Below are 21,458 nucleotides of genomic sequence, written 5' to 3' on the forward strand. Positions count from 1 at the left end.
CCCGCGATAGGCCTACGGCCTCTGATTCACACAGGTCAATGCATCAACAGCGCCTGCAAGGCCCGGCGACCTTGCTCGTCCAACCCGAACACCGGCCGCCGTGGCTCGCCCACGGGCAGCCCGGTCATGGCCAGCCCGGCCTTGATGGTGGCCGGCAGGCCGCCCTTGAGGATGAAGTCCAGCAACGGCAACTGGCGATAGAACAATGCCTTGGCCTGTGCCAGGTCGCCCGCCCGTACCGCCTGGTACAGGCGTTGGTTGAGCTCGGGGATCAGGTTGGCGGCGGCGGTGCACCAGCCCTTGGCACCTGCCACGAACGCCTCCAGCGCCAGCGGGTTGCAGCCGTTGTAGAACGGTACCTGGCCTTCACCGAGCAGGTGCAGCTTGTGCATGCGCTGGATATCGCCGGTGCTCTCCTTGACCATGGTGACGTTGTCGACCTCACGTACGATGCGCAGGATCAACTCCACCGACATGTCGGTACCACTGGTGGCCGGGTTGTTGTAGAGCATGATCGGGATGTCGATCGCCGCACCGATGGCCCGGTAATGCTGGACGATCTCGGCCTCGCCGAGCTTCCAGTAGGCCGAAGGCAGCACCATCACCGCATCGGCGCCGTGTTGCTGGGCAAAGCGGGCGCGCCGTACAGCGCTGGCGGTGGTCAGGTCGGAGACGCTGACGATGCTCGGCACGCGCCCGGCGATGCGCGCCAGGCTGTACTCGGCCACCTGCCGCCATTCCTCGTCGCTCAGGTATGCACCTTCGCCGGTGCTACCCAGCGGGGCGATGGCCTGGACCCCGTGGTCGATCAGCCGGTCGATGGACTGGCCCAGGGCAGGCAGGTCGAGCTGTTCGCCGTCGGCGCTGAAGGGGGTGATGGTGTAGCCGATGATGCCGTGGAATTCTGTAGTCATGGTGAAAAGGCTCCGCAAGCAAGGCGTTCAGGGTTCAGTTCAGGCAGTCGGCGTGCCGGCGCAGGCTCTGCCGGGCGAAATAAGCGAAGGCCGCGCCATGACGTTTGGGCCGGTCGATCCAGTCGTGGGCCTCGCGGCCAAGCGACGGAGCGATGGGTTTGATGGTGCCCGCGGACATCGCCAGCAACTGCAGGCGTGCGGCCCGTTCGATCAGTTGGGCATAGACGCAGGCCTGCTCGATGCTGTCGCCGGTCGACAGCTGGCCGTGGTGCGAGAGCAGGATCGCGCGCTTGTCACCCAGGGCCTGGCTGATGATCTCGCCTTCTTCGTTGCCCACCGGAACCCCTGGCCAGGCCTCGAGGAAGGCACAGTCGTCATACAGCGGGCACAGGTCCATGTGCGAGACCTGCAGCGGCACTTCCAACATCGACAGTGCGGCGACATGGGTCGGGTGGGTGTGGATGATGCAGTTGACGTCCGGGCGTGCCCGGTACACCCAGCTATGGAAACGGTTGGCCGGGTTGGGCATGCCCTGGCCTTCGAGTACGTCCAGGTCTTCGTTGACCAGCAGCAGGTTGCTGGCGCTGATCTCGTCGAAACCCAGGCCCAGCTGCTGGGTGTAGAAGGTGCCCGGCTGCGGGCCGCGTGCGCTGATCTGCCCGGCCAGGCCTGAATCATGGCCATGGTCGAAGAGAATTCGGCAGGTCAGGGCCAGCTTTTCGCGCACGGTCCACGTATTATCGGCGAGCGAGCCCTGCATCTGTGTCAGGGCTTGGCGGACCAACTGGTCCTTGCTGTGTGTCAGGGTCTTGGCCATGGGGGGTATCCTCTGTGGCGTAATGGACGATGTCGGTGCTTGTCGCCTCGCCACCTGCTGCGTGGGGTAGTCCGGTGGCGGGGCGGTCAAGCGAATGACACAAATAATCCTATATGACACAAAGTGTCATAAGCAAGTACGTTCGCCCGGGAAAACCGCGTCACATGTCTATCCGACTGAAATTGCTAAGAAAAAAGCTGGGGATCACCCTGGAGTTGCTGGCCGAGAAATCCGGCATGACCAAGAGCTACCTGTCCAAGGTGGAGCGCGGCCTGAACACCCCGTCGATCGCCGCGGCGCTGAAACTGGCGCGGGCGTTGAACGTGAATGTCGAGGAGCTGTTCGCCGAAGACCAACACGCCCAGGCCCGCTACAGCCTCGTGCGTCAGGGCGAACGCCAGGCATTGGTGGGGGATGGTCAAGGGCCGGGATATACGGTGCTGACCTCCCAGGTCGGCCAGCGCAGCCTGTTGCCGTTTCTCATCCAGCCGCCGACCGAGTTCAGCGACCCGACCTTCAAGGAGCATCAGGGCGAGGAGTTCCTGTTCGTGCATGAAGGGCAGGTGGAGGTGGACTTCATGAACGAGCGGGTAGTGCTGGAGCAGGGCGATGCCTTGCACTTCAATGCCCAGACCCCGCACCGCCTACGCTCGGTTGGGCCGCGCCAGGCACAGTTGCTGGTGGTCGTGCAGGGCGGCGGCGAATGAGGGCAGGGCGATGATCGAGGTGTCGCGGTTCTGGCGGGATCCGGCATTGCCCTTCGTCGAGGCCCGGCGCGTCGGTGATGGGCGCCAGGTGTGCTACGCGGCCCATTCTCACGAGAGCTTTTCCATCGGCGTGATCACCGGGGGGCGCAGTACCTACCTCACCGGCGGTACCCAGCGGGAGGTGAGCGCAGGCGCCACGGTTTTGATGAACCCGGGCGTGGTGCATGCCTGCAACCCGATCGAGGGTGAACCCTGGTCCTACCTGATGCTGTTCGTCGACCTGCCATGGCTGCAGGCCCGCGGCTTCGTGTTGCCCGAGGCCACCTACAGTGCATCGCCTGCGCTCTACGGCCGGCTGCTGGCGCTTTTCGCTGCACTCTTCGATGCCGAGACGGTCGACCGGGAGGCGCTGTTGGCCCGTTTCTTCGAAGACCTGCCGGGTTATCTGCAGCGCGCCCCGGCCAGCGGGTTGCGAGCCCATCCACGCCTGGAGGACGCTGCCGCATTCATCCGTGCGCACCGGCTCGACCCCCTGACCGTGAACGATATCTGCGCGGCGGTGGGCCTGTCGCGTGCCTACCTGATACGCGCGTTCGGCCAGCGCTTTGGCCTGACGCCCCACGGTTACCTGCTGGACCAACGCGTGCAGCATGCCCGGGCGCAGTTGCGCCAAGGGCGGCCGATCGCCGAGGTGGCGATGGAGGCGGGGTTCGCCGACCAGGCGCATCTGCAACGGGCATTCAAGCAGCACCTGGCGGCAACACCGGGGCACTATCGGCAGGGCTAGCCGAGGCAGGTTCACCCCAGCAGCAGGTACAGGGCACTGGCCGCCAGCAAGGCGGCTAACGCACGGTTGAACGCACGCATGTGTCGCGGGTTGCCCAGGTAGTGGCGAATCACGCTGCCTGCCCAGGCCCAACTGGCAATCGAAACGAAGCAGATCGGCCCGTAGATCCAGGCGAACAGCCACAGCAAGTGCTGCTCGCCGCCAGTATAGGCCCCGACCCCCGCGATAGCCGCCAGCCAGGCCTTGGGATTGAGCCATTGCATGAGGGCGCCGTGCCAGGCCGATGGCGCGCCTTGAGGATGTTCGCTACCCAGCTGGCCATCGTCGCTGGTCAGTTTCCAGGCCATGTACAACAGGAACGCCACGCCGCCGCCGTGCAGCACCTGGCCCAGGCGCGGCCAGCGCAGCAGCAGTTCATGCAGGCCAAGACCGACCAGCAACAGCAGCAGGCAGAAGCCCAAGGTGGCGCCTGCGGCGTGGGCCAGGCTGGCGCGCAGGCCGTGGCGGGCACCGCTGCCCAGGGCGACGATATTGACCGGGCCGGGTGAAATGGAAGCCGCCAGGGCGAAGGCGGCCATGGACAATGACAGGCTCATGGTGAGTGTTCCTTGCAGAAGAAGGAGACCATGTTGGGGCAGGGCGCTGGGGTGAGTATTGAAGAAAAGTCCCCCACCCAATGGGCGCGGCTTATCCCGCGATGGCCGCTACGCGACCCTCGGTTACAGCTTTTGTAATAGTTTCCCGCTGTCAGAAACCACGTTGCTGGCTGTAGGATCTTTTTCCCAATTTGCTATCAAGGTCCCCATGAGCACCTTCTCGGAGCCCCCCAGTCCCCGGCCGTCCTGGCCTTCTTCCCCGCGTCCCGGTGACGCCTTTGTCGTGAGTACCTCGCAATGGAATGGCTAGCCGACCCTACGGCCTGGCTGGGCCTTGCCACGCTGATCGTGCTCGAACTGGTACTGGGTATCGACAACCTGGTCTTCATCGCCATCCTTGCCGACAAGCTGCCGCCGCATCAGCGCGACCGCGCACGGGTCATTGGCCTGAGCCTGGCGCTGATCATGCGCCTGGGCCTGCTGGCCAGCATCTCCTGGATGGTCACCCTGACCGCGCCGTTGTTCGAAGTGTTCGGCAAGAGCTTCTCGGGCCGTGACCTGATCATGCTGTTCGGCGGTGTGTTCCTGCTGTTCAAGGCCACCATGGAATTGCATGAGCGTCTCGAAGGGCATGTCGCGCAGACCGGTGGTGTGACCCGCCATGCTGCGTTCTGGCCCATCGTCGCGCAGATCGTGGTGCTGGATGCGGTGTTCTCCCTGGATGCGGTGATCACGGCCGTGGGCATGGTCGAACAGTTGTCGGTGATGATGATCGCCGTGGTCTTCTCCATCGGTATCATGATCGTCGCCAGCAAGCCATTGACGCGCTTCGTCAACGCCCACCCCACGGTGATCATGCTGTGCCTGGGCTTCTTGATGATGATCGGCTTCAGCCTGACCGCCGAGGGCCTGGGCTTCCATATCCCTAAGGGCTACCTGTACGCGGCCATCGGCTTCTCGTTGCTGATCGAGCTGTTCAACCAACTGGCCCGTGCCCGTCGCAAACGCAGCCTGCAGCAGCATCGACCGCTGCGTGAGCGTACCGCCCATGCCGTGCTGCGCCTGATGGGGGGGCGCGCCGTGGCGGCCGATGAGGTGGGTGAGGAAATTGCCGACCTGGTCGAAGGCAGCGACGACCAGGTGGTCTTCGACCGACGTGAACGGGTGATGATCAGCGGTGTGCTGAACCTGGCCGAACGGCCGATTCGCACGGTGATGACCGTGCGCGCCGAGGTCGACGCCATCGACTTGGCGCAATCGGCCGAGGCCATTGCCCAGGCCTTGGCGAACTCGCCCTATTCGCGCCTGCCGCTGATCCGCGACGGCCGGATCGAAGAGCCGCTGGGCTTCGTGCACAAGAAGGAATTGCTCAAGGAGCTGTTATCCGGCGGCCAACCTGAACTCGAGCGCCTGGCTCGGGCACCGTTGAACCTGCTGGAAAGCTTCAGCATCCTCAATGCCCTGGAGCAGATGCGTGCCCAGTCGACCCACATTGCCTTCGTGGTCAATGAATTCGGCGATTTCACCGGTGTGCTGACCATGACCGATATCCTTGAGTCGATCGCCGGTGAATTGCCGGATGCCAGCGAAGTCGCCGGCCCTGGGATCGTCGAGGAAGAAGGCGGTTTTGTGGTCAGCGGTGCCTTGAACCTGAGCCAGGTCCAGGCACGCACCGGTTTCGGCGCGCGCCCTACCGAGGACTACCAGACTCTCGCGGGCCTGGTGATGAGCCTGCTCGATCGCCTGCCGGTGATCGGTGACCGCCTGGTGTGCGACGGCTGGACGCTGACCGTGGTGGCGGTCGAGGAGCGCCGGGTTCGCCAGGTGCGCCTTACACCGAGCGGCGACGCTGGCGCAGCAGGTGCTTGATCCCTTCCAGCACGAGCACCAGCACCGCGGCCCAGATCGGCAGGTAGGTCAGCCACTGGTCAGGGCCGATGGTCTCGCCCAGGAGCAAGGCGACACCGACCAGCAGCACCGGCTCGACGTAGCTGAGCAGGCCGAACAGGCTGAAGGGCAGCAGCCGGCTGGCCAGCACATAGGCGATCAGGGCCGAGGCACTGATCGCCCCGAGCAACGGAATCAACCCATACAGCGCCGGGTGTTCGGCAAGGTCGGCGGCGCTCAGCGGGTTCTGCAGCACGAAATACAGCGCCCAGGGCAACAGCAGGCACATGTCGCACCACAGCCCGCCCAGGTGGTCGGTGCCGCAGCGGCGACGCAGGACGAAATAGATCGGGTAGCCAAGGGTCACCACCAGGGTTTCCCAGGCGAAGCTGCCATTCTGGTACAGCTCATGGCCCACGCCGAGAACGGCGCAGGCCACCGCAACCTTTTGCAGGCGCGACAATCGCTCGCCATACACCAGGCGCCCGGTGAGCACCATGGCCAGCGGCAGCAGGAAATAGCCCATGGACACTTCCAGGCTGCGCCCATGCAACGGCGCCCAGAGGAACAGCCACAGTTGCACGCCCATCAGCCATGAGGTGCCGATCATGCCCAGCAGCAAGACAGGTGCCTGGCGCACCCGTGCCAACAGGCCGCCGACCAGCTTCCAGTCCTTGGTGGCCAGCATGAACAAGGTGAGGCAGGGCAGCGTCAGCAGGGTGCGCCAGCCAAAGATCTCCTCGCCATCCAAGGGCGTCATCAAGGAGGTGTAGAAGTACATCACGGCGAACAGACAGGACGCCACGACCGACGAGAGAATGCCTTTTGACACGAATGCCTCGGTTTACGAAGTTGAACAGGTGATCAGTTCGGCATGATCTCAGGGCGTACGTCGTGGGGCAACCGCGTGCTGCCCGGGCGGGCGGCCAGGGCTTGGAGAAAGTCGCCAACAGGCATCGGCCGGCCGAACAGGTAGCCTTGCTGGAAGTCCACTTGGTGACGTGCCAGGTAATCGCGCTGGACCTCGGTTTCCACACCTTCGGCAACGATCCCCAGCCCCAGCTTGCCCGACAGTTCGATGATGGTATCGAGAATATGCTGGGAAAGTGCGTCGCCACCGATCATCGCGACGAAGCTCTGGTCGATCTTCAGGTAGTCGACCTTGAACTGGCGTAGGTAGTTGAGGCTCGACTGGCCGGTCCCGAAGTCGTCCAGGGCGATCATCACGCCCATTTCATGCAGCTTTTCGAACAGCTCCAGAGTGACAGGCGTGGCTTCGATCAGCTTGCGTTCGGTCAGCTCCAGGGTCAGCACCACGCGCCCAGGCGGGAAATGCTGGAGAAAGGTACGGCAATCATCCAGCAGGCCCAGGTCGCGGCAGTGGTCGGCGGTGATATTGATACCGATGTGGAAACCATCTTCGAGCAGCGCAGCATAGGGGGCCAGCCCCTGGGCGGTATGCAACATCAGGGCGCGGGTCATGGGGACGATCTGGCCGCTGTGCTCGGCATAGGGAATGAACAGGTCCGGGCGCACCAGGCCTTCGCGCGGGTGGTTCCAGCGCATCAACACTTCGACACCGGCCCAGCGGTAATCGTCCTTGCGCACCACGGGCTGGAAATAAGGCAGGAACTCGTCGGTTTCCAGCGCGCGCTGCAGCTCGGCGCGCGGCGACAGGGCGCGGCGGACCTGCCAGCGACAGACCACGCCTGCCAGCACCCCCAGGACCAACAGCAGGCTGAGCAGGGCCGGGTAGTGCTCGGCCATGTACTGGCTGTGCTTGCCCGGTGCATAGCCCCCATGAACGCTGAAAGGGTAGCGGGTCGAGGATTGAACCACCGCGGCGATGGCGGCCTGCGGCGGCGTGCCGGTATGGACCACGCCTTCCTTGCCTATCCAGTTGTTACCGACCTGAAGTTGCAGCGCTTCCTCCGGGCCGATCAGCTTCAGAGCGGTGACCAGGTGGTCGCTGTCGACCACAGTGATGGCGCCACCGTCGCCTTTGCTGAGGCGGTAGGCCATCAAGGAATGGTTCGGGGTGACCGCATTGCCCTTCATCAACCACAGGCGGCCCTCGGTGTAGTCCCGAGGGTCCACCGGTTCGTCGAAATTGCCGAACAACGAAGAACAGTAGAGGGTATGGTGCTGGAACAGGTTGGTAGAGCGCACGAAGGCGTTGCGGGTGACCTGGCCGCGCAAGGCCACGTCGATCTCGTTGCAAGGACGGCCCACCAGAGGCAACAGTTCCGTGGCAGCACCAGAGAGGTTGTCGAGAATATGCTCGACTTGCTCGACCACTTGTCGGGTTGTGCTCTGGCTGCTGTTGTGCAGTTCGCGCTGGGCCTGCCATTGCATGACCCCCAGGCCACAGAGCAGCGGCAGGGCCCCTATGCCCCAAGGGAGAAGGGAGCGCCAGCTCCAGCGGGCGCGTTTGACCGATAAAGGCATGCTCATCCAATCTGTTTGAAACCAGTTCGCAGAGGATAGCCGTTTGTCGGGTCAAGCGGTGAACTAAAGCGCGACAAATGATTTTACGCCCTGTAGAATCGGTTTACGAATACAAGAATAAGGTTCTCCGCGCCCCGGGGAATCAAGCCCGCCGAGAATGGGTCCATATGACATACCATGGGTTCAAGCTGATCATTGGTGACTTCCTTGCCCGCAGCGTGCGCGGCATCCCGTGCTCGCCACCACGCCTGTCCGACATCCAAAGCACCTGACACCATTTTTCGCTTGCTGATGAGGACACACACATGGCTGATATCTTCGACAACCCGATGGGCCTGATGGGCTTCGAGTTCATTGAATTCGCATCGCCGACCCCTGGCGTGCTGGAGCCTGTATTCCAGATGCTCGGCTTCACCAAGGTGGCCACCCACCGTTCCAAGGATGTGCACCTGTATCGCCAGGGCGGCATCAACCTGATCCTGAACAACGAGCCCAAGAGCGTCGCCTCGTACTTCGCCGCCGAGCATGGCCCGTCGGTATGCGGCATGGCGTTCCGCGTACGCAATGCCCATGAAGCCTATGCCCGTGCCCTGGAGCTGGGCGCCCAGCCGGTGGAAATCGAAACCGGCCCGATGGAACTGCGCCTGCCGGCAATCAAGGGTATCGGTGGCGCGCCGCTGTACCTGATCGACCGCTACGAGGAAGGCAGTTCGATCTATGACATCGACTTCAAGTTCATCGAAGGTGTGGACCGTAACCCAGTCGGCGCCGGCCTCAAGATCATCGACCACCTGACCCACAACGTCTACCGTGGCCGCATGTCCTACTGGGCAGGCTTCTACGAGAAGCTGTTCAATTTCCGCGAGATCCGCTACTTCGATATCAAGGGCGAATACACCGGCCTGACTTCCCGCGCCATGACCGCGCCAGACGGCATGATCCGCATCCCGCTCAATGAAGAATCCTCCAAGGGCTCGGGGCAGATCGAAGAGTTCCTGATGCAGTTCAACGGTGAAGGTATCCAGCACGTGGCCTTCCTCACCGACGACCTGCTCAAGACCTGGGACGCCCTGAAAGGCTACGGCATGCGCTTCATGACCGCGCCGCCGCAGACCTACTACGAAATGCTCGAGGAGCGCCTGCCAGGCCACGGTGAGCCGGTGGACCAGCTGCAATCGCGCGGCATCCTGCTCGACGGTGCCTCCGAAGCCGGCGACAAACGCCTGCTGCTGCAGATCTTCTCGGAGACCCTGCTGGGCCCTGTGTTCTTCGAGTTCATCCAGCGCAAGGGCGACGATGGCTTCGGCGAAGGCAACTTCAAGGCCCTGTTCGAATCCATCGAGCGTGACCAGGTTCGTCGTGGCGTGCTGAACGTCGAGTAATCGCAACGGCAGGCTGCCTCAACGTCTGGGAGAGGTGGCCTGCCGGCCTTTGTTGCGCGCTCTGAATATCACCCAATAGGTAATCGCTCCGGTCAGCAGCCCTACCAGCGCCAGGGAAGGGAGTATCTGCAACATCGACTGGCGTATCTCGCTTGCCGTGAAGCCCTCCGGGTACCCGCCTCTTACCGTATATCCGTGCTTGCTCGAGATCGCACTGCGGAAGAACTCCGATTGCGAAGGCTCTTGCGGATCACGGCTGTCTCCCATCTCCCAGATGTATTTCTTGCCAAACTCCAATACCAGCACCATGCCATCCTGGAAACCGCGCAGCTCGTTGCGTAGCTCGATGCCATAGGCGGTTGCGATCACGCCTGGGTTGGCATAGGCAAGACGCAATTCGACGACGACGCCGTTGGGCGTGATGGGCGAATCGAAATTGAGCTGTACCAGCGCGCGTGGGCTGTAGAACGTCGGGCTGTCGGTGATGGTGGTCTCGATGCTGCTGCAATATGCCTGGCCGTTCCTGGTGAGGATGAGCGAGCGGATCCGTGGGTCCCCAGCGGCCAGCATTTCCAGCGGCTGCGCGGCTTCGCTACAGGGTTGGCCCGCCAGGGGCAGCGCGTGGGACGCGGCGCTTTGCAGGTTGTCCAGGACCCTGTCGATGGCAAAGATGGCCTCCTGGACCGATACCTGGGCATTTTCCTCAAGCTTACGTTCCAGCTGGTAGATCATGACCAGCAGGCCCGATGCCATTGGGACCAGGCTGATGGTCAAGATAAGCAACATCTCCAGTAGGCTGCGCCCTGCATGGGTGAATTTCGACATGATCGCAGCCCCTCCTGGCAGCTTGTCCGACAGTGGACAGGTTGCAGGCGAGGTTACTTGGGGCTGGGGCGGTTGGACTGTAGCCGCTATCTGCGAATGTTGCGGGTTATCGGGCAATCGCCCGTGGGATCATGCGGGTTTCTTCAGTCGCGCCAGTACGTGCTCGGCCACCAAGGCGCTGGAGGCCGGGTTCTGCCCGGTGATCAGCCGGTCGTCACTGACCACGAAACCGGCCCACGGGTCGTCATGCTTGCTGTACTTGCCGCCGCGGGCCACCAGCTCGTTTTCCGTGAGGTAGGGCACCACATTGTCGAGCTCTGCAAGTTTTTCCTCGGTATTGGAAAACCCGGTCACCTGGCGCCCTCTGACCAGCAGGCTGTTATCGCTGAGCTTGATGTTCAGCAGGCCGACGGCGCCATGGCACACCGCTGCCACCACGCCGCCGGCTTCATAGATGCCACGGGCCAGCGCCTGCAGGCTGGTGTTCTCCGGGAAGTCCCAGATCACGCCATGGCCGCCGGTGTAGTAGATCGCGCAATAGTCCTCGGCCTTGACCTGGCCTGGCCCCAGGGTGGTGCCGAGACGGTTCATGAAGGCCTTGTCGTCGTACCATTGCCAGTCGAGCTCGGGCGCCATCTGCAGGCTGTGGGGGTCGATCGGCACATAGCCGCCGGCAGGGCTGACGTAATCGACGGCATAGCCGGCCTTCTGCACCTTGTCGACGAAGTGGACTGCTTCGCCCAGCCACAAACCGGTGGCGCGCTTTAGCGTCGGGTATTTTGCCGTGTTGGTCAGCACCACCAGGATCTTCTTGCTCATGACCGCACTCCACATGCCTGGAAAAGGCCCGGATTCCCCGGGGCAGAGGAAAACCTAATGAGCATAGCCGCCCATGGGCGGAAAGCCATGCGTGGGCGCGTCGGTGGTTCGGCAGGCGTGTGCAGCAGGTTCAGCCGCAGGTCTGCTTGTCCAGCATCTGCGTGACACGGGCCTGTAGTTGGCTCAGTTCGAAAGGCTTGCTGATCAACTGCATGCCTGGGGCGAGGAAGTCGTCCTGTGCCATGGCCGTCTCGGCATAGCCCGTAATGAACAGAACCTGCAGGTTGTCACGCAATGTGCGTGCAACCTCCGCCAGTTGTCGACCGTTCATGCCGGGAAGTCCCACATCGCTGATCATCAGGGCGAGCGGCTGGGGCGATTGCAACAGCTGGAGGGCTTCTTTGGCATTGCAGGCCGCATGGCAAGGGAACCCTTCCTCGCGCAGCGATTGGCAAAGCAACTGGCGCACGTGCGGGTCGTCTTCGACCACCAGGATTTCCCGGCAGACGCTGACGCTGGCAAGGGGCGGTGGTTCGCTTTGCGGGCGTGCCTGGCCGATGTAGCGCGGCAAGTACAGGTCGACGCGGGTACCCTGGCCGATCTGGCTGCGCAACTGCACATGGCCGTTCGACTGCTTGCTGAAGCCATAGACCATCGAAAGCCCAAGGCCAACCCCCTGGCCGACCGGCTTGGTGCTGAAGAAGGGCTCGAAGGCATGCTCGAGGGTGCTTTGCGACATGCCTTGGCCGGTATCGCTGATACTCAGGCACAAATAGTCGCCACTGGGCAGCGCGCCATCACCGGTGGATGCGCTGTCGATGCGTTGGTTGCTCGCCTCGATATCCAATCGGCCGCCCCAGGGCATGGCTTCGCAGGCATTGAGCAACAAATTGCCCACGGCTTCCTTGAGCTGCTTGTCATCCGCTTCTACCAGCCACAGGTCGGTTGGCAGGGTGACCTGCAAGGTGATGGAAACATGCAGGCTGGCCCGGAGGTCATCGGGGTGCAGCAGGTTGTGCAGGTCGACGACCTGGCTCTGCAGGGACTGGCGGGAAGAAAACGCCAGCAGGCGATGGGTCAGGCGTGCCGCCCGGGCCACAGCTTCCTTGCCCATGCGCAGGATGCCATCGAGCTGCTCGCTCCGACCTTGCTGCAAGCGTTTGTCGATCAGTTCGAAACAGCCGCCGATGCTGGTCAGCAAGTTGTTGAAATCATGGGCGATGCCTCCTGCCAGTTGCCCGATGGCTTCCATTTTCCGTAGTTGGTGACGTGCCTGTTCATCGGCTTGGTGTTGTTGCGCCTGGCGTTCCAGCTCGCGCAGGTAGTCACGGGAGCGGTATTGGCGGCGACGGCTGCGCAGGGCGACCTGGCTGAGGTGAAGCAATTGCGCGGCGTCCAGCGGCAAGGGCAGGGGCAGCAGGTGACCGAGTGTCGGTTCGGGTGGGCCGGTGGCGGGGCCGGTCAGCAGGACGATGGGCAGGTCAGACCAGGCCGGCTGCTGGTCGATAAACGATTGCAGCACCGATTGCGGGCCGGGTAGCGTACTGGCGGCGGCGATTACCATGCCGACCCCTTCGGCCAGCCAGGTGGCAAGGCGTTCGGAATCGTTCGTGCACAGGCAGGCGAACCCTGCCCCTGTCAGCAAGTGCGAGGCGTGAGCAGCGATCTGCGAAGGTGCCAGGATCAGCACGCGTTCGTCCAAGGGTAACGCAGCGGCCAAGGCATCTCTCCTGTGCCAGTGGGCAACCGATACCCACTGGACCGCGGGAGTGACACCTGGGTTCAACTCCGGGTGTGCAGATCGTCTACAAGCCTTGCTGGAGCAGCGGATCGTCGGGGTTTTGCCGCTCCAGCTCGGCCAATAGCACCTGGACATTCTGCAATTGGCCGGTTTCCTTCCAATACTGGATCAACAACAACCGGGCCCGGCGATTGGCCGGCTCTCTAGCGAGCACGGTTTCCAGCTGTTTCTGGGCGGCTTCCACTTGGTCCAGGTCGTGCAAGGTCACGGCCAGCACGTAGCGGTAGTCGGTATTCTCCGGTTCCAGTTCGACGGCGCGGGAAAACGCCAGCAAGGCGTACTCCTGTTGCTCGTGACGGACCAACCAGAGCCCCAGCTCATGCTGGAGGAAAGCCGAATCCGGGCGCAGCGCCAAGGCCTTGGCCAGCACTTGCCGAGAGGCATCATGCTGCCCCTGGCGTTCCAGCAGGCGCACCTGCATGGCCAGCGCGTCCAGCCCGTGCGGGGCGGTTCGCAGGCTGCGTTGCAGGGCCGCTCCGGCCTGTTCGTAAGCATCTTCATGCAGGTAGAGGCGCGCCAGGTGAACCTGCGCCTCGGCATCCTGTGGTTGCGCTTCCAAGGCCTGCTGATACTGCTCCAGGGCGTCCTGCAGCGGGCCGAAATACAAGCCTATCGCGTCGGGGTCCAGACCCAGCAAGGCGTCCACCGCCGCGAAGCGTACGCTCTGCTCGTCGTCCTCCAGTAAAGGGCCCAGCACCAGGCTGCGCTGGGCGGGCGGCAGGAGGCGGCGAATACTGGCGATGGCTGCCCGGCGTACCAGCGGGTCGCCATGGTCCAGGTCCTGGCGAGCCAGCTTCAATGCCTGGGGCGAAGGGTAGTGCGGCAGTTCGGCGTAGAGCGCGGCGCGGCGGATGGCCGGCAGGTCGTCGCGCTGTAGTTGCTGGTAGAGCACCCGCGCCGCGCCTGGCTCGCCGTTGTGCGCCTGGCGCAAGGCCTGGGCGTAGCTGTGTGGGTGCTGGACAGGTGTAGCGGGTTGGTCTCCGTGCCACAGGTAGCCGATAACGCCCGACACCAGGATCAGCAGCAGCAGGGCGACCAGGTAACGGTGATGGTTGGGCATTGGGCGGTCCGTGACAGCGTGAAGGCAGAGCTTGGGACAGGTGGCCGGCAAATGCAACGGGCTGCCCGGCTATCAAGGTCTATGGCGCGGTCTGTTAACATCGGCCTTTTACCAAGGCGAGGGAGCCGACTCATGATCATCACCACGACCAGCCAGCTCGAAGGCCGCCCGGTAGCCGAATATCTGGGGGTGGTCAGCGCCGAATCGGTGCAGGGTATCAATTTCGTGCGGGACTTCTTCGCCCGTTTCCGCGACTTCTTCGGCGGTCGGTCGCAGACCTTGGAAAGCGCCTTGCGTGAGGCTCGCGAGCAAGCCACCGAAGAACTCAAGGCGCGGGCACGTCAATTGCAGGCCGATGCGGTGGTGGGGGTGGACTTCGAAATCAGCATGCCATCTGTCCAGGGTGGCATGGTGGTGGTGTTTGCCAGCGGTACGGCGGTTCGCTTGAAGTAGCGCCTGCCGCTGGTCGGTGTCGAGGGTTCTGTCTAGGTGGTCTGTAAATGACCGGCTAGTCTCACTAGCAGGTCATCGCTTGTCCAGGGAGGCATGTTGCCTGCCGGCGTGGCCGACAACCGGGGAACCAGGGCATGAGCGAATCCTTTTTTGAAGATATGAACGATGCATTCCCGATCAACAGCCAGGTCCGTTGCGGTCAAGCGGCTGTACGCCTGGGCTTCGCCAACATGACCTTGAACGACTCGGAGCAGTTGCAGCCACCGCATCTGCAGCGCAGCAAGAAGGGGCGCTTCACCCCGCGTATTCCCGCCAGGAAATGACCAGGCGATGCATGAAGAACCCCGGGCTGCATGTGCAGCCCTTTTTCATGAACGGCGTTTGGTGAAGTGCGTCACGCCCAGCGGTAGCTTTTTATCCGAATTCCTTGATCTTGCTCATGGCAACGGCGAGTCGTCCTCGCCGGGAGAGCAAGGTTGTGTTTTTCTTGCGCGGATTTCAGCACAAGGAGTAAAGATCCATGCGCGTCAGGGAAGAAACTTATTGGCAATGGGCCGATGCCAACCTGCATGCCCGCTGCCATGACGAAGTGCTCAGCGATGGAACTACCCTGGATGTCCAGGTGCGTCTTTCCAGGCAAGGTGCCACGCAGCTATTCCTTGGGTTGTATACCCGGGAGGGGCAGGCCCTGGTGGAAGAGTACTATCCGGCCCGGCCGGGCGAGACCATGACCCGCGCGTTGGTCTGGGGTGTGGAGCGGGCCCGGGCGCTGGCTACCGGTGCCTTGCCGCTACCGCCCCGCGTGGCGCATCGGCGTCAGGCCTGAGCGCGGCGGTTGCGGCTGGCCTGGACGATGCGTTCGGCTGGCACCCGCAACTGGCGCAACAAGTACTCGGCAAACGTCGGGGTCCAGGGTTGCAGGGCAATGGCATCGGCCATGCAGGCAAGCCAGAGTTCGGCATGGGCTTGATCGATCGGCCATTGGGCATGGAAGGTTGGAATGGCGATCGAGCCGAAGCGTTCGTTATACAGGCGTGGCCCACCAAGCCAGCCACTGAGAAAACAGGCCAGCTTGTCTCGCGAGCCTTGCAGATCGTCTGGGTGCATCTGCCGCACGCTGGCCGCTTCCGGGCGTTCATCCATCAGCCGGTAGAAGTCGTCGACCAGGCGGCGCAGGCCCTCGATGCCGCCAGCGGCCTGGTAGGAGGCATCGCCGGTGCCATAGGCGGGAGTACTCATCACGCGGCTCCGCAGGAACAGGGGCAGGCATTATAACAGGATCGAGTAGGAGGCGGGCCCTGACCCGCCGTCCTCTCACACCACCGTGCGTACGGTTCCGTACACGGCGGTTCAGGTTATGCGGCTAAGCCTGTTGATCGTATCCAGTATCGAGACCAGTCCGAGTTGATTCCATAGCTTCTTCGGCAGCGCCTGATTCATATGTGGCGCTCCGGAGTTCCACCATGGGCCTCGGCCATTGAAGGCTGATTTGCAGGCCCGTTCCTCGCTTAACCCCAGACGCATCAGGTTGCGCGCCCTCGTAGAGGGCCGCTTCCATTGTCGCCAGATGGCACAGCGAAGTTTGTGCCTGACCCAGCTATCCAACTCTTCAAGCGGCCGCTTGCTCTGGCTGAGCTGGAAGTAACTCGCCCAGCCTCGCAGCACAGGGTTTATCCACTCGATGACGTTTGCCACCTTGCGACCCCGCGCACCGCGTAGCAATTCTCTCAGCCGGTCACGTATGCGGCCTAGGCTCATCATCGCCACACGCAGTCTCGGCTGTATGTGCCGGCTCATTCCATAGCCCAGGTATTCACACTTCCAAGCCCTTGAGACACGGCTCTTCTTTCGATTCACCGTCAGTTTCAGGCGCTGGCTCAAGAAGCGCTCCACACCGTCCATCACTCGCTCGCCAGCACGAGGACTGCGCACATAAATGTTCGCGTCATCGGCATATCGTACGAAGCGATGGCCCCGTCGCTCCAACTCTCGGTCGAGTTCATCGAGCAGGATGTTCGACAGCAGAGGCGAAAGCGGGCCACCTTGCGGCGTCCCTTCCCGCCGTTGGCTAACGACGCCGCCCGACATGACCCCGGCTTCGAGGTAGCGGCGGATGAGCCTGAGCACGCGCTTGTCTTCGATCCGGCGCTCGATACAGGCCATGAGTATGTCGTGGTTGACCCGATCGAAGAACTTCTCCAGATCAAGTTCCACACACCAGCGATGACCTGCCGCCACGTGGGTTCGAGCCATTTCTACAGCCTGATGGGCGCTTCTGCCTGGACGAAAGCCGTAGCTGTAGTCCGAAAACAGCGGATCGAAGATAGGCGTGAGCTGTTGCAGTAGTGCTTGTTGGATCAGGCGATCCACGACGCTGGGAATTCCCAGTTGCCGGGTGCCGCCCTGCGGCTTGGGAATTTCAACCGCTCGCACTGTCTGGGGATGATATTCGCCGGCCAACAACCTGGCCTTGAGGATTGACCAATACTGTCTCACATAGCCCGCCAAGTCAGCGACCTTCATGCCATCGGCACCCGGCGCTCCCTTGTTGCTGACCACGCGTTGATACGCACGCTTGAGGTTCGTCGGTGCAAGCACCCGCTCCATCAGCGTGTCCGGCTCCGCGTTCGTCCACGCCACTGACGCCGTCGATACCTTTGCACTGTCATGCATCATCCTCGACTTCTGGCCAGGACTCGGAATAACAGTTTCCGCTGTGGGAAATTTCTGCATTGCGGCTACCAACGAGACAGTGACGCCTACTGGCGGCATAACCTGTTCGGCCCTTGGTGACGTGGTTAGCCGTCACTTACTACGGCCTCGGCTGACTTCTGCACATTCATCCCGTCGCCTCTCGACGCTCGGTAGCACAAAGGCAAACATGCAGATCTCCCAGGGTAATTCGCGTGACCTTCCTGCTTATGCCTGTCGGATCTACGTCGCAGCGTTCCGTGCAAGTATTGGGCTTTGACGATCATAGCCGTCTTACCCCGCTGCGCCGCCTAATCCGCTTCCTGTACGTCAGGCCAGCATTTTGCCTCGGGCTTCCTTCAGATTCGCAGTCACCCGCGACACCCTTGCCTCTGGCTAACACTTCCCCTTGCCGGGTGTGTAGAGGACTTTCACCTCCAAGTCACCCACTCGACCACCACAGCCAAGCGGGTTGCGCTTGCGCGCAACGCGCCATGCCTGGCGCACCATGAAAAAGCCCGGCCTTGGGGGCCGGGCTCAAGAGGCGGTGTACCACTCAGTTCAGTGGGTCGATCACCTTGACTGCCTGCCGCTCACGGGCGGTAGGCCATTCTTGTTGCAGGGTCTGCAGGACGCGACCGACGAACTCGGTGTCGGCGGCGGCCTTCTTGCCGACGTAGCCCTGGCCACGGCGGTAGACCTTGAAGCGGGCGCGCATGCTGGGCATGTGCGTTTCGAATTCATCTTCGACCGTATTGGGCGGCAGGCGGTCAAGGCGTACCTCGCCGGTCTGGCTGACCCACAGCAGATGGTCGTCGAGGCTGTCCTTGCGTGCGGCGAACAGCTGGGCCAATTGGTCGATCGTAGGATTGTTGTTCAAATTCATCATAAAGCCCCCATTACCCGTCAGTTAGTGATTTCACACTCGGCGCCACGACATGTAGCGCACTACCAAGGCTGCTACAGCAGCATCGCAACAGGGGCTTTCTCACGCTGCCTTTTGGACAGTTTCCCTCTCCACGGACGGCCTGCGTTACCGCGCAGGCCGTCTGGAATACCCTTGCCACCGCTCCCGATCAGGGAGACGGCCTCATCATGCCCAAGGCCGTTCCGCGGCGTCAACCGTTTTGTAGTGAATATTTTTTGCCACTACATTTTTGTCCGACAATCCTGCCGGCATGCGCATTTCACCGTGCCAGGTTGGAGAGAATCTTGTAGGCCGCGCGCACGCGCGCCTCGTTGGGGTAGTTGCGGTTGGCCAGCAAGACGATGCCCAGCCCCTCGCTTGGAACGAATGCGTAATAGGCACCGAAGCCACCGGTCGCGCCGGTCTTGTTGTACCAGGCAGCCGGTATGGCCGGTTGGGCAGGCTTCAGGCGTACGGTCGGCTGGGGGTGCAGCGCCATGGTCGAGCTGTTGCCCTCGAGCAGGGTGTCCAGGGCGACCGGATATGGATAGCGTTCCCAGCCCAGGCCCTGGGTCATGGCGCCGACCTTGAAGTAGCCTGCCTGGGTAATGGCAATGGCCTTTTGCAGTGAGGGGGAGAGCTGCGTGGGGTGCAGTTGCAGGTGTACGTAGCGTGCTGCATCGGTCAGGTTGGTCTTGATGCCATAGGCTTCATCGGCCAACGGCCCGGGGTTGACGCGAACGGGCTGGTTGCTGGCGTCATAACCTTGAGCGTAGTGCTCACGAGCACTGTCGGGCACCTCAAGGTAAGTATGAGCCAGGCCCAGGCCCGGCAGCAGCCGCTGCGTCATCACCTGGGCGAAGGGCTTGCCCTGGGCCCGCGCGGCCAGTTCGCCGAACAGGCCAAGGCTTGGGTTGGAGTAGCAGCGTTGGGTGCCGCGCTGGCTACGTGGGCGCCACTGCTGGTAGAAAGCCAGCACCTGATCGGTGGTCCGCACCTGGTCTGGGAACTGCAACGGCAAACAATCGGCACTGTAGGCGCCCAGCTCGAGCACGCTGGCCTCGCCCAGCGGTGTACCGCCCAGTGCCGGCTGGTAGCGCTTGGCGGGTGCATCGAGGTCGAGCTTGCCTTCGGCATTGGCCTGGGCGACGAGGGTGGCGGTGTAGGTCTTGCTCAGCGAGCCGACTTCGAACAGTGTCTGGCGGCTCACCGGCTGCCCATCGGCCTTGCTGGCCACGCCATAGGTGAAGTAGTGCGCCTTGCCATCGGCGATCACCGCCACGGCCATGCCGGCGATGTCATGCTCGCGCATCAGCGGCTCGATGATGCCATCGACCTGGGCTTGCAGCGAGTCGGCCAAGCTTGGGGCTGCAACCGAGGCCAGGCCGAGGGCGAGGGCAAGTCGGCAGAGGCGGGCGGTGAAAATCATGTAAAAGGTCCTTTTCGAGCTTCAGGAAAGGTGGTTGCGGCGCAGGAATTCGCCAGGCGATTGGCCGAAATGTTCACCGAAAGCAGCGATGAACGCCGACAGCGAGGCATAGCCGCAGGCCAGTGCCACGTCGGTGACGCGCTCGCCGCGCTCAAGGGACGGCAAGGCGCTGAGCAGGCGTACCCGCTGGCGCCACAGGCGAAAGGTCAGGCCTGTTTCGCGCAGAAAGCGCCGGCTCAAGGTCTTTTCCGACACGCCCAGGCGCACGGCCCATTCGGCCAGGCTGCGCGTATCGTCGGGAGTGGCCTGCAGACGGCGGCATACCTGGCGCAACTGGCGATCATGGGGCAACGGCAGCAGAAGGGGCTCTTCCCGGGCGCAGGCCAGGCGGTCGAGCAACACTTGCACCATCCGGCCATCGGCGCCCTGTTCGTCGTAGGTTACCGGCAATTGCGAAAACGCCTGGATCAACTCGCCCAGCAGGGGGTCGACCGCCACCACCCGGCAGGTGGCGTCAGGCCAGGGCAGGGCGCTGGGCTCGATGTACAGGCTGCGAATACAGGTATCGGCCTCGCACGCCACCCGATGCGGCACGCGCGCAGCGATCCATACGGCACGCTGGGGCGGTACCAGGTAGAGACCTTGGGGCGTCTGTACGCGAAGGATGCCACGACGTGCGTGGGACAGCTGGCCCCAAGGGTGCTGGTGGCGATAGCCCAGGGCGATATTGGGAAGGCTCTGTGCATGCCCGTACACCGGGCGCGGCAAGCGTTCGAGCTGATTGAGCCGGGGCTCGGGGTGTCCGTTCGGCGACACTGGTGGGGGTTCCGGCGTTAGCGGTTGGAAAGGCCAGACCTTATCGTTTGCCTCTGCATAATTACAAGACGGAAGATTCAATGAAGTACGTGCGAAAAGTCCTAGATAATTTCACCCTGGCCTTGCTTGCGGTGGTGCTGGTCGCCACCTTGCTGCCATGCTCGGGGGATGGGGCGGTGTTGTTCGGTTGGCTGACCAACCTGGCCATCGGCCTGCTGTTCTTCCTGCATGGGGCCAAGCTTTCGCGCGAAGCGGTCATCGCCGGTGCTGGGCACTGGCGGCTGCACCTGCTGGTGTTCGCCTGCACCTTCGTGATGTTCCCGCTGCTGGGCCTGGCGTTCAAGCCGCTGTTCGTGCCGCTGGTGGGCAACGAGCTGTACCTGGGCGTGCTGTACCTGTGCGCCCTGCCGGCCACGGTGCAGTCGGCAATCGCTTTCACGTCGCTGGCCCGCGGCAACATCCCGGCGGCAATCTGCAGTGCGGCGGCCTCGAGCCTGCTGGGCATCTTCCTGACGCCTGTGCTGGTGATGCTGCTGCTGGGGGCCGAAGGCGAGACGGGCTCCGGGCTCGATGCGGTGCTCAAGATCACTTTGCAGTTGCTGGTGCCGTTCGTGGCGGGGCAGTTGGCGCGGCGCTGGATTGGTGGGTGGGTACAGCGCAACGCGCGCTGGCTGAAGGTCGTCGACCAGGGGTCGATTCTGCTGGTGGTCTACACGGCATTCAGCGACGCCGTGGTCACGGGGCTATGGCATACGGTGTCGCCGCAGCACCTGGCCGGGTTGTTCGTGGTGTGCGGTGTGTTGTTGGCGGCGGTTCTATTCGGCACGCGGTTGCTGGGGCGTGCGCTGGGCTTCAGCCTGGAGGACCGGATCACCATCCTGTTCGCCGGCTCGAAGAAGAGCCTGGCGACGGGCGTACCCATGGCACAGGTATTGTTCGTAGGTGGCGGCATCGGGGCGATGATCCTGCCGTTGATGTTGTTCCACCAGATCCAGTTGATGGTGTGCGCGGTGCTGGCACAGAAGTACGCGGCGCGGGAGGTCGAAGGGGCTTCGGTCGTATCTTGAAAATGGGGTTGAAAAAAAGCCCCACAAGCCAACGGCAAGCGGGGCAAACGGT

The 21,458-nt window shown here is 62.9% G+C and carries 22 protein-coding genes; 8 read left to right on the forward strand and 14 right to left on the reverse strand.

Annotation, left to right across the window (positions count from 1 at the left end):
* Positions 1 to 35: 35 nt before the first annotated feature.
* The gene (locus ACXHGZ_RS09335; protein ID WP_480463486.1) at positions 36 to 914 is read right to left on the reverse strand and encodes a dihydrodipicolinate synthase family protein; all 879 of its coding nucleotides are present in this window, start codon (positions 912 to 914) and stop codon (positions 36 to 38) included.
* A 34-nt stretch (positions 915 to 948) separates the two neighbouring features.
* Entirely contained in the window at positions 949 to 1,731 is a 783-nt protein-coding gene (locus ACXHGZ_RS09340; RefSeq protein WP_324814763.1) for an aldolase, read from the reverse strand.
* 164 nt (positions 1,732 to 1,895) lie between these two features.
* Between ACXHGZ_RS09340 and ACXHGZ_RS09345 the strand changes: the two genes are divergently transcribed.
* Both ACXHGZ_RS09345 and ACXHGZ_RS09350 read left to right on the forward strand, forming a co-directional pair.
* Positions 1,896 to 2,438, forward strand: coding sequence for a helix-turn-helix domain-containing protein (locus ACXHGZ_RS09345; protein WP_084857626.1), 543 nt, complete (start codon positions 1,896 to 1,898; stop codon positions 2,436 to 2,438).
* A 10-nt stretch (positions 2,439 to 2,448) separates the two neighbouring features.
* Positions 2,449 to 3,225, forward strand: a complete 777-nt coding sequence (locus ACXHGZ_RS09350; RefSeq protein ID WP_480463488.1) for an AraC family transcriptional regulator — start codon at positions 2,449 to 2,451, stop codon at positions 3,223 to 3,225.
* Between the two features lie 11 nt (positions 3,226 to 3,236).
* On the opposite strand, the gene ACXHGZ_RS09355 is transcribed toward ACXHGZ_RS09350, so the two are convergent.
* Entirely contained in the window at positions 3,237 to 3,821 is a 585-nt protein-coding gene (locus ACXHGZ_RS09355) for a LysE family translocator (RefSeq protein WP_480463489.1), read from the reverse strand.
* A gap of 297 nt (positions 3,822 to 4,118) precedes the next feature.
* On the opposite strand from ACXHGZ_RS09355, the gene ACXHGZ_RS09360 reads away from it, so the two are divergent.
* Positions 4,119 to 5,690, forward strand: a complete 1,572-nt coding sequence (locus ACXHGZ_RS09360; protein WP_480463491.1) for a TerC family protein — start codon at positions 4,119 to 4,121, stop codon at positions 5,688 to 5,690.
* On the opposite strand, the gene rarD is transcribed toward ACXHGZ_RS09360, so the two are convergent.
* Complete coding sequence (gene rarD, locus ACXHGZ_RS09365) at positions 5,653 to 6,540, reverse strand: EamA family transporter RarD (RefSeq protein WP_480463493.1); 888 nt, start codon at positions 6,538 to 6,540, stop codon at positions 5,653 to 5,655. The two genes, ACXHGZ_RS09360 and rarD, sit on opposite strands and share 38 nt — an antisense overlap.
* Positions 6,541 to 6,572: 32 nt before the next feature.
* A complete protein-coding gene (locus tag ACXHGZ_RS09370) occupies positions 6,573 to 8,156 on the reverse strand; it encodes an EAL domain-containing protein (RefSeq protein WP_480464022.1) in 1,584 nt (527 codons plus the stop codon).
* Positions 8,157 to 8,461: 305 nt separating this feature from the next.
* Between ACXHGZ_RS09370 and hppD the strand changes: the two genes are divergently transcribed.
* On the forward strand, positions 8,462 to 9,538 hold the full coding sequence (gene hppD, locus ACXHGZ_RS09375; RefSeq protein WP_084857636.1) for a 4-hydroxyphenylpyruvate dioxygenase: 1,077 nt from the start codon (positions 8,462 to 8,464) through the stop codon (positions 9,536 to 9,538).
* Between the two features lie 18 nt (positions 9,539 to 9,556).
* On the opposite strand, the gene ACXHGZ_RS09380 is transcribed toward hppD, so the two are convergent.
* From ACXHGZ_RS09380 to ACXHGZ_RS09395, 4 genes are all read right to left on the reverse strand, one after another.
* Positions 9,557 to 10,363 (reverse strand): CSS-motif domain-containing protein, encoded by an 807-nt coding sequence (locus tag ACXHGZ_RS09380; RefSeq protein ID WP_480463495.1) that lies wholly within the window; start codon positions 10,361 to 10,363, stop codon positions 9,557 to 9,559.
* A 129-nt stretch (positions 10,364 to 10,492) separates the two neighbouring features.
* Positions 10,493 to 11,182, reverse strand: a complete 690-nt coding sequence (locus ACXHGZ_RS09385) for a type 1 glutamine amidotransferase domain-containing protein (protein WP_480463497.1) — start codon at positions 11,180 to 11,182, stop codon at positions 10,493 to 10,495.
* A 130-nt stretch (positions 11,183 to 11,312) separates the two neighbouring features.
* Entirely contained in the window at positions 11,313 to 12,902 is a 1,590-nt protein-coding gene (locus tag ACXHGZ_RS09390; RefSeq protein ID WP_480463498.1) for an ATP-binding protein, read from the reverse strand.
* An 85-nt stretch (positions 12,903 to 12,987) separates the two neighbouring features.
* On the reverse strand, positions 12,988 to 14,043 hold the full coding sequence (locus tag ACXHGZ_RS09395; RefSeq protein WP_480463500.1) for a tetratricopeptide repeat protein: 1,056 nt from the start codon (positions 14,041 to 14,043) through the stop codon (positions 12,988 to 12,990).
* A 132-nt stretch (positions 14,044 to 14,175) separates the two neighbouring features.
* On the opposite strand from ACXHGZ_RS09395, the gene ACXHGZ_RS09400 reads away from it, so the two are divergent.
* From ACXHGZ_RS09400 to ACXHGZ_RS09410, 3 genes are all read left to right on the forward strand, one after another.
* Complete coding sequence (locus ACXHGZ_RS09400) at positions 14,176 to 14,496, forward strand: YbjQ family protein (protein ID WP_480463502.1); 321 nt, start codon at positions 14,176 to 14,178, stop codon at positions 14,494 to 14,496.
* A gap of 134 nt (positions 14,497 to 14,630) precedes the next feature.
* Positions 14,631 to 14,819: a hypothetical protein gene (locus tag ACXHGZ_RS09405; protein WP_084857646.1), complete on the forward strand. Its 189-nt coding sequence runs from the start codon at positions 14,631 to 14,633 to the stop codon at positions 14,817 to 14,819.
* A 197-nt stretch (positions 14,820 to 15,016) separates the two neighbouring features.
* Entirely contained in the window at positions 15,017 to 15,322 is a 306-nt protein-coding gene (locus ACXHGZ_RS09410) for a hypothetical protein (RefSeq protein ID WP_084857649.1), read from the forward strand.
* Here the strand turns inward: ACXHGZ_RS09410 and ACXHGZ_RS09415 are convergent.
* The 5 genes from ACXHGZ_RS09415 to ACXHGZ_RS09435 form a co-directional block, all read right to left on the reverse strand.
* Complete coding sequence (locus ACXHGZ_RS09415; RefSeq protein ID WP_480463503.1) at positions 15,313 to 15,735, reverse strand: group II truncated hemoglobin; 423 nt, start codon at positions 15,733 to 15,735, stop codon at positions 15,313 to 15,315. The genes ACXHGZ_RS09410 and ACXHGZ_RS09415 overlap by 10 nt on opposite strands.
* Before the next feature lie 111 nt (positions 15,736 to 15,846).
* On the reverse strand, positions 15,847 to 17,268 hold the full coding sequence (gene ltrA, locus ACXHGZ_RS09420) for a group II intron reverse transcriptase/maturase (RefSeq protein ID WP_480460536.1): 1,422 nt from the start codon (positions 17,266 to 17,268) through the stop codon (positions 15,847 to 15,849).
* A gap of 475 nt (positions 17,269 to 17,743) precedes the next feature.
* Positions 17,744 to 18,076: a hypothetical protein gene (locus tag ACXHGZ_RS09425; RefSeq protein WP_084857653.1), complete on the reverse strand. Its 333-nt coding sequence runs from the start codon at positions 18,074 to 18,076 to the stop codon at positions 17,744 to 17,746.
* A 298-nt stretch (positions 18,077 to 18,374) separates the two neighbouring features.
* Positions 18,375 to 19,523, reverse strand: a complete 1,149-nt coding sequence (ampC, locus tag ACXHGZ_RS09430) for a class C beta-lactamase (RefSeq protein WP_480463505.1) — start codon at positions 19,521 to 19,523, stop codon at positions 18,375 to 18,377.
* 21 nt (positions 19,524 to 19,544) lie between these two features.
* A complete protein-coding gene (locus tag ACXHGZ_RS09435; protein ID WP_480463507.1) occupies positions 19,545 to 20,339 on the reverse strand; it encodes an AraC family transcriptional regulator in 795 nt (264 codons plus the stop codon).
* A gap of 80 nt (positions 20,340 to 20,419) precedes the next feature.
* Here ACXHGZ_RS09435 and ACXHGZ_RS09440 point away from each other — a divergent pair, with 80 nt between their 5' ends.
* Positions 20,420 to 21,406, forward strand: a complete 987-nt coding sequence (locus ACXHGZ_RS09440; protein ID WP_480463509.1) for a bile acid:sodium symporter family protein — start codon at positions 20,420 to 20,422, stop codon at positions 21,404 to 21,406.
* Positions 21,407 to 21,458 lie beyond the last annotated feature (52 nt).

The sequence above is a fragment of the Pseudomonas shiyinii genome, assembly GCF_056725765.1.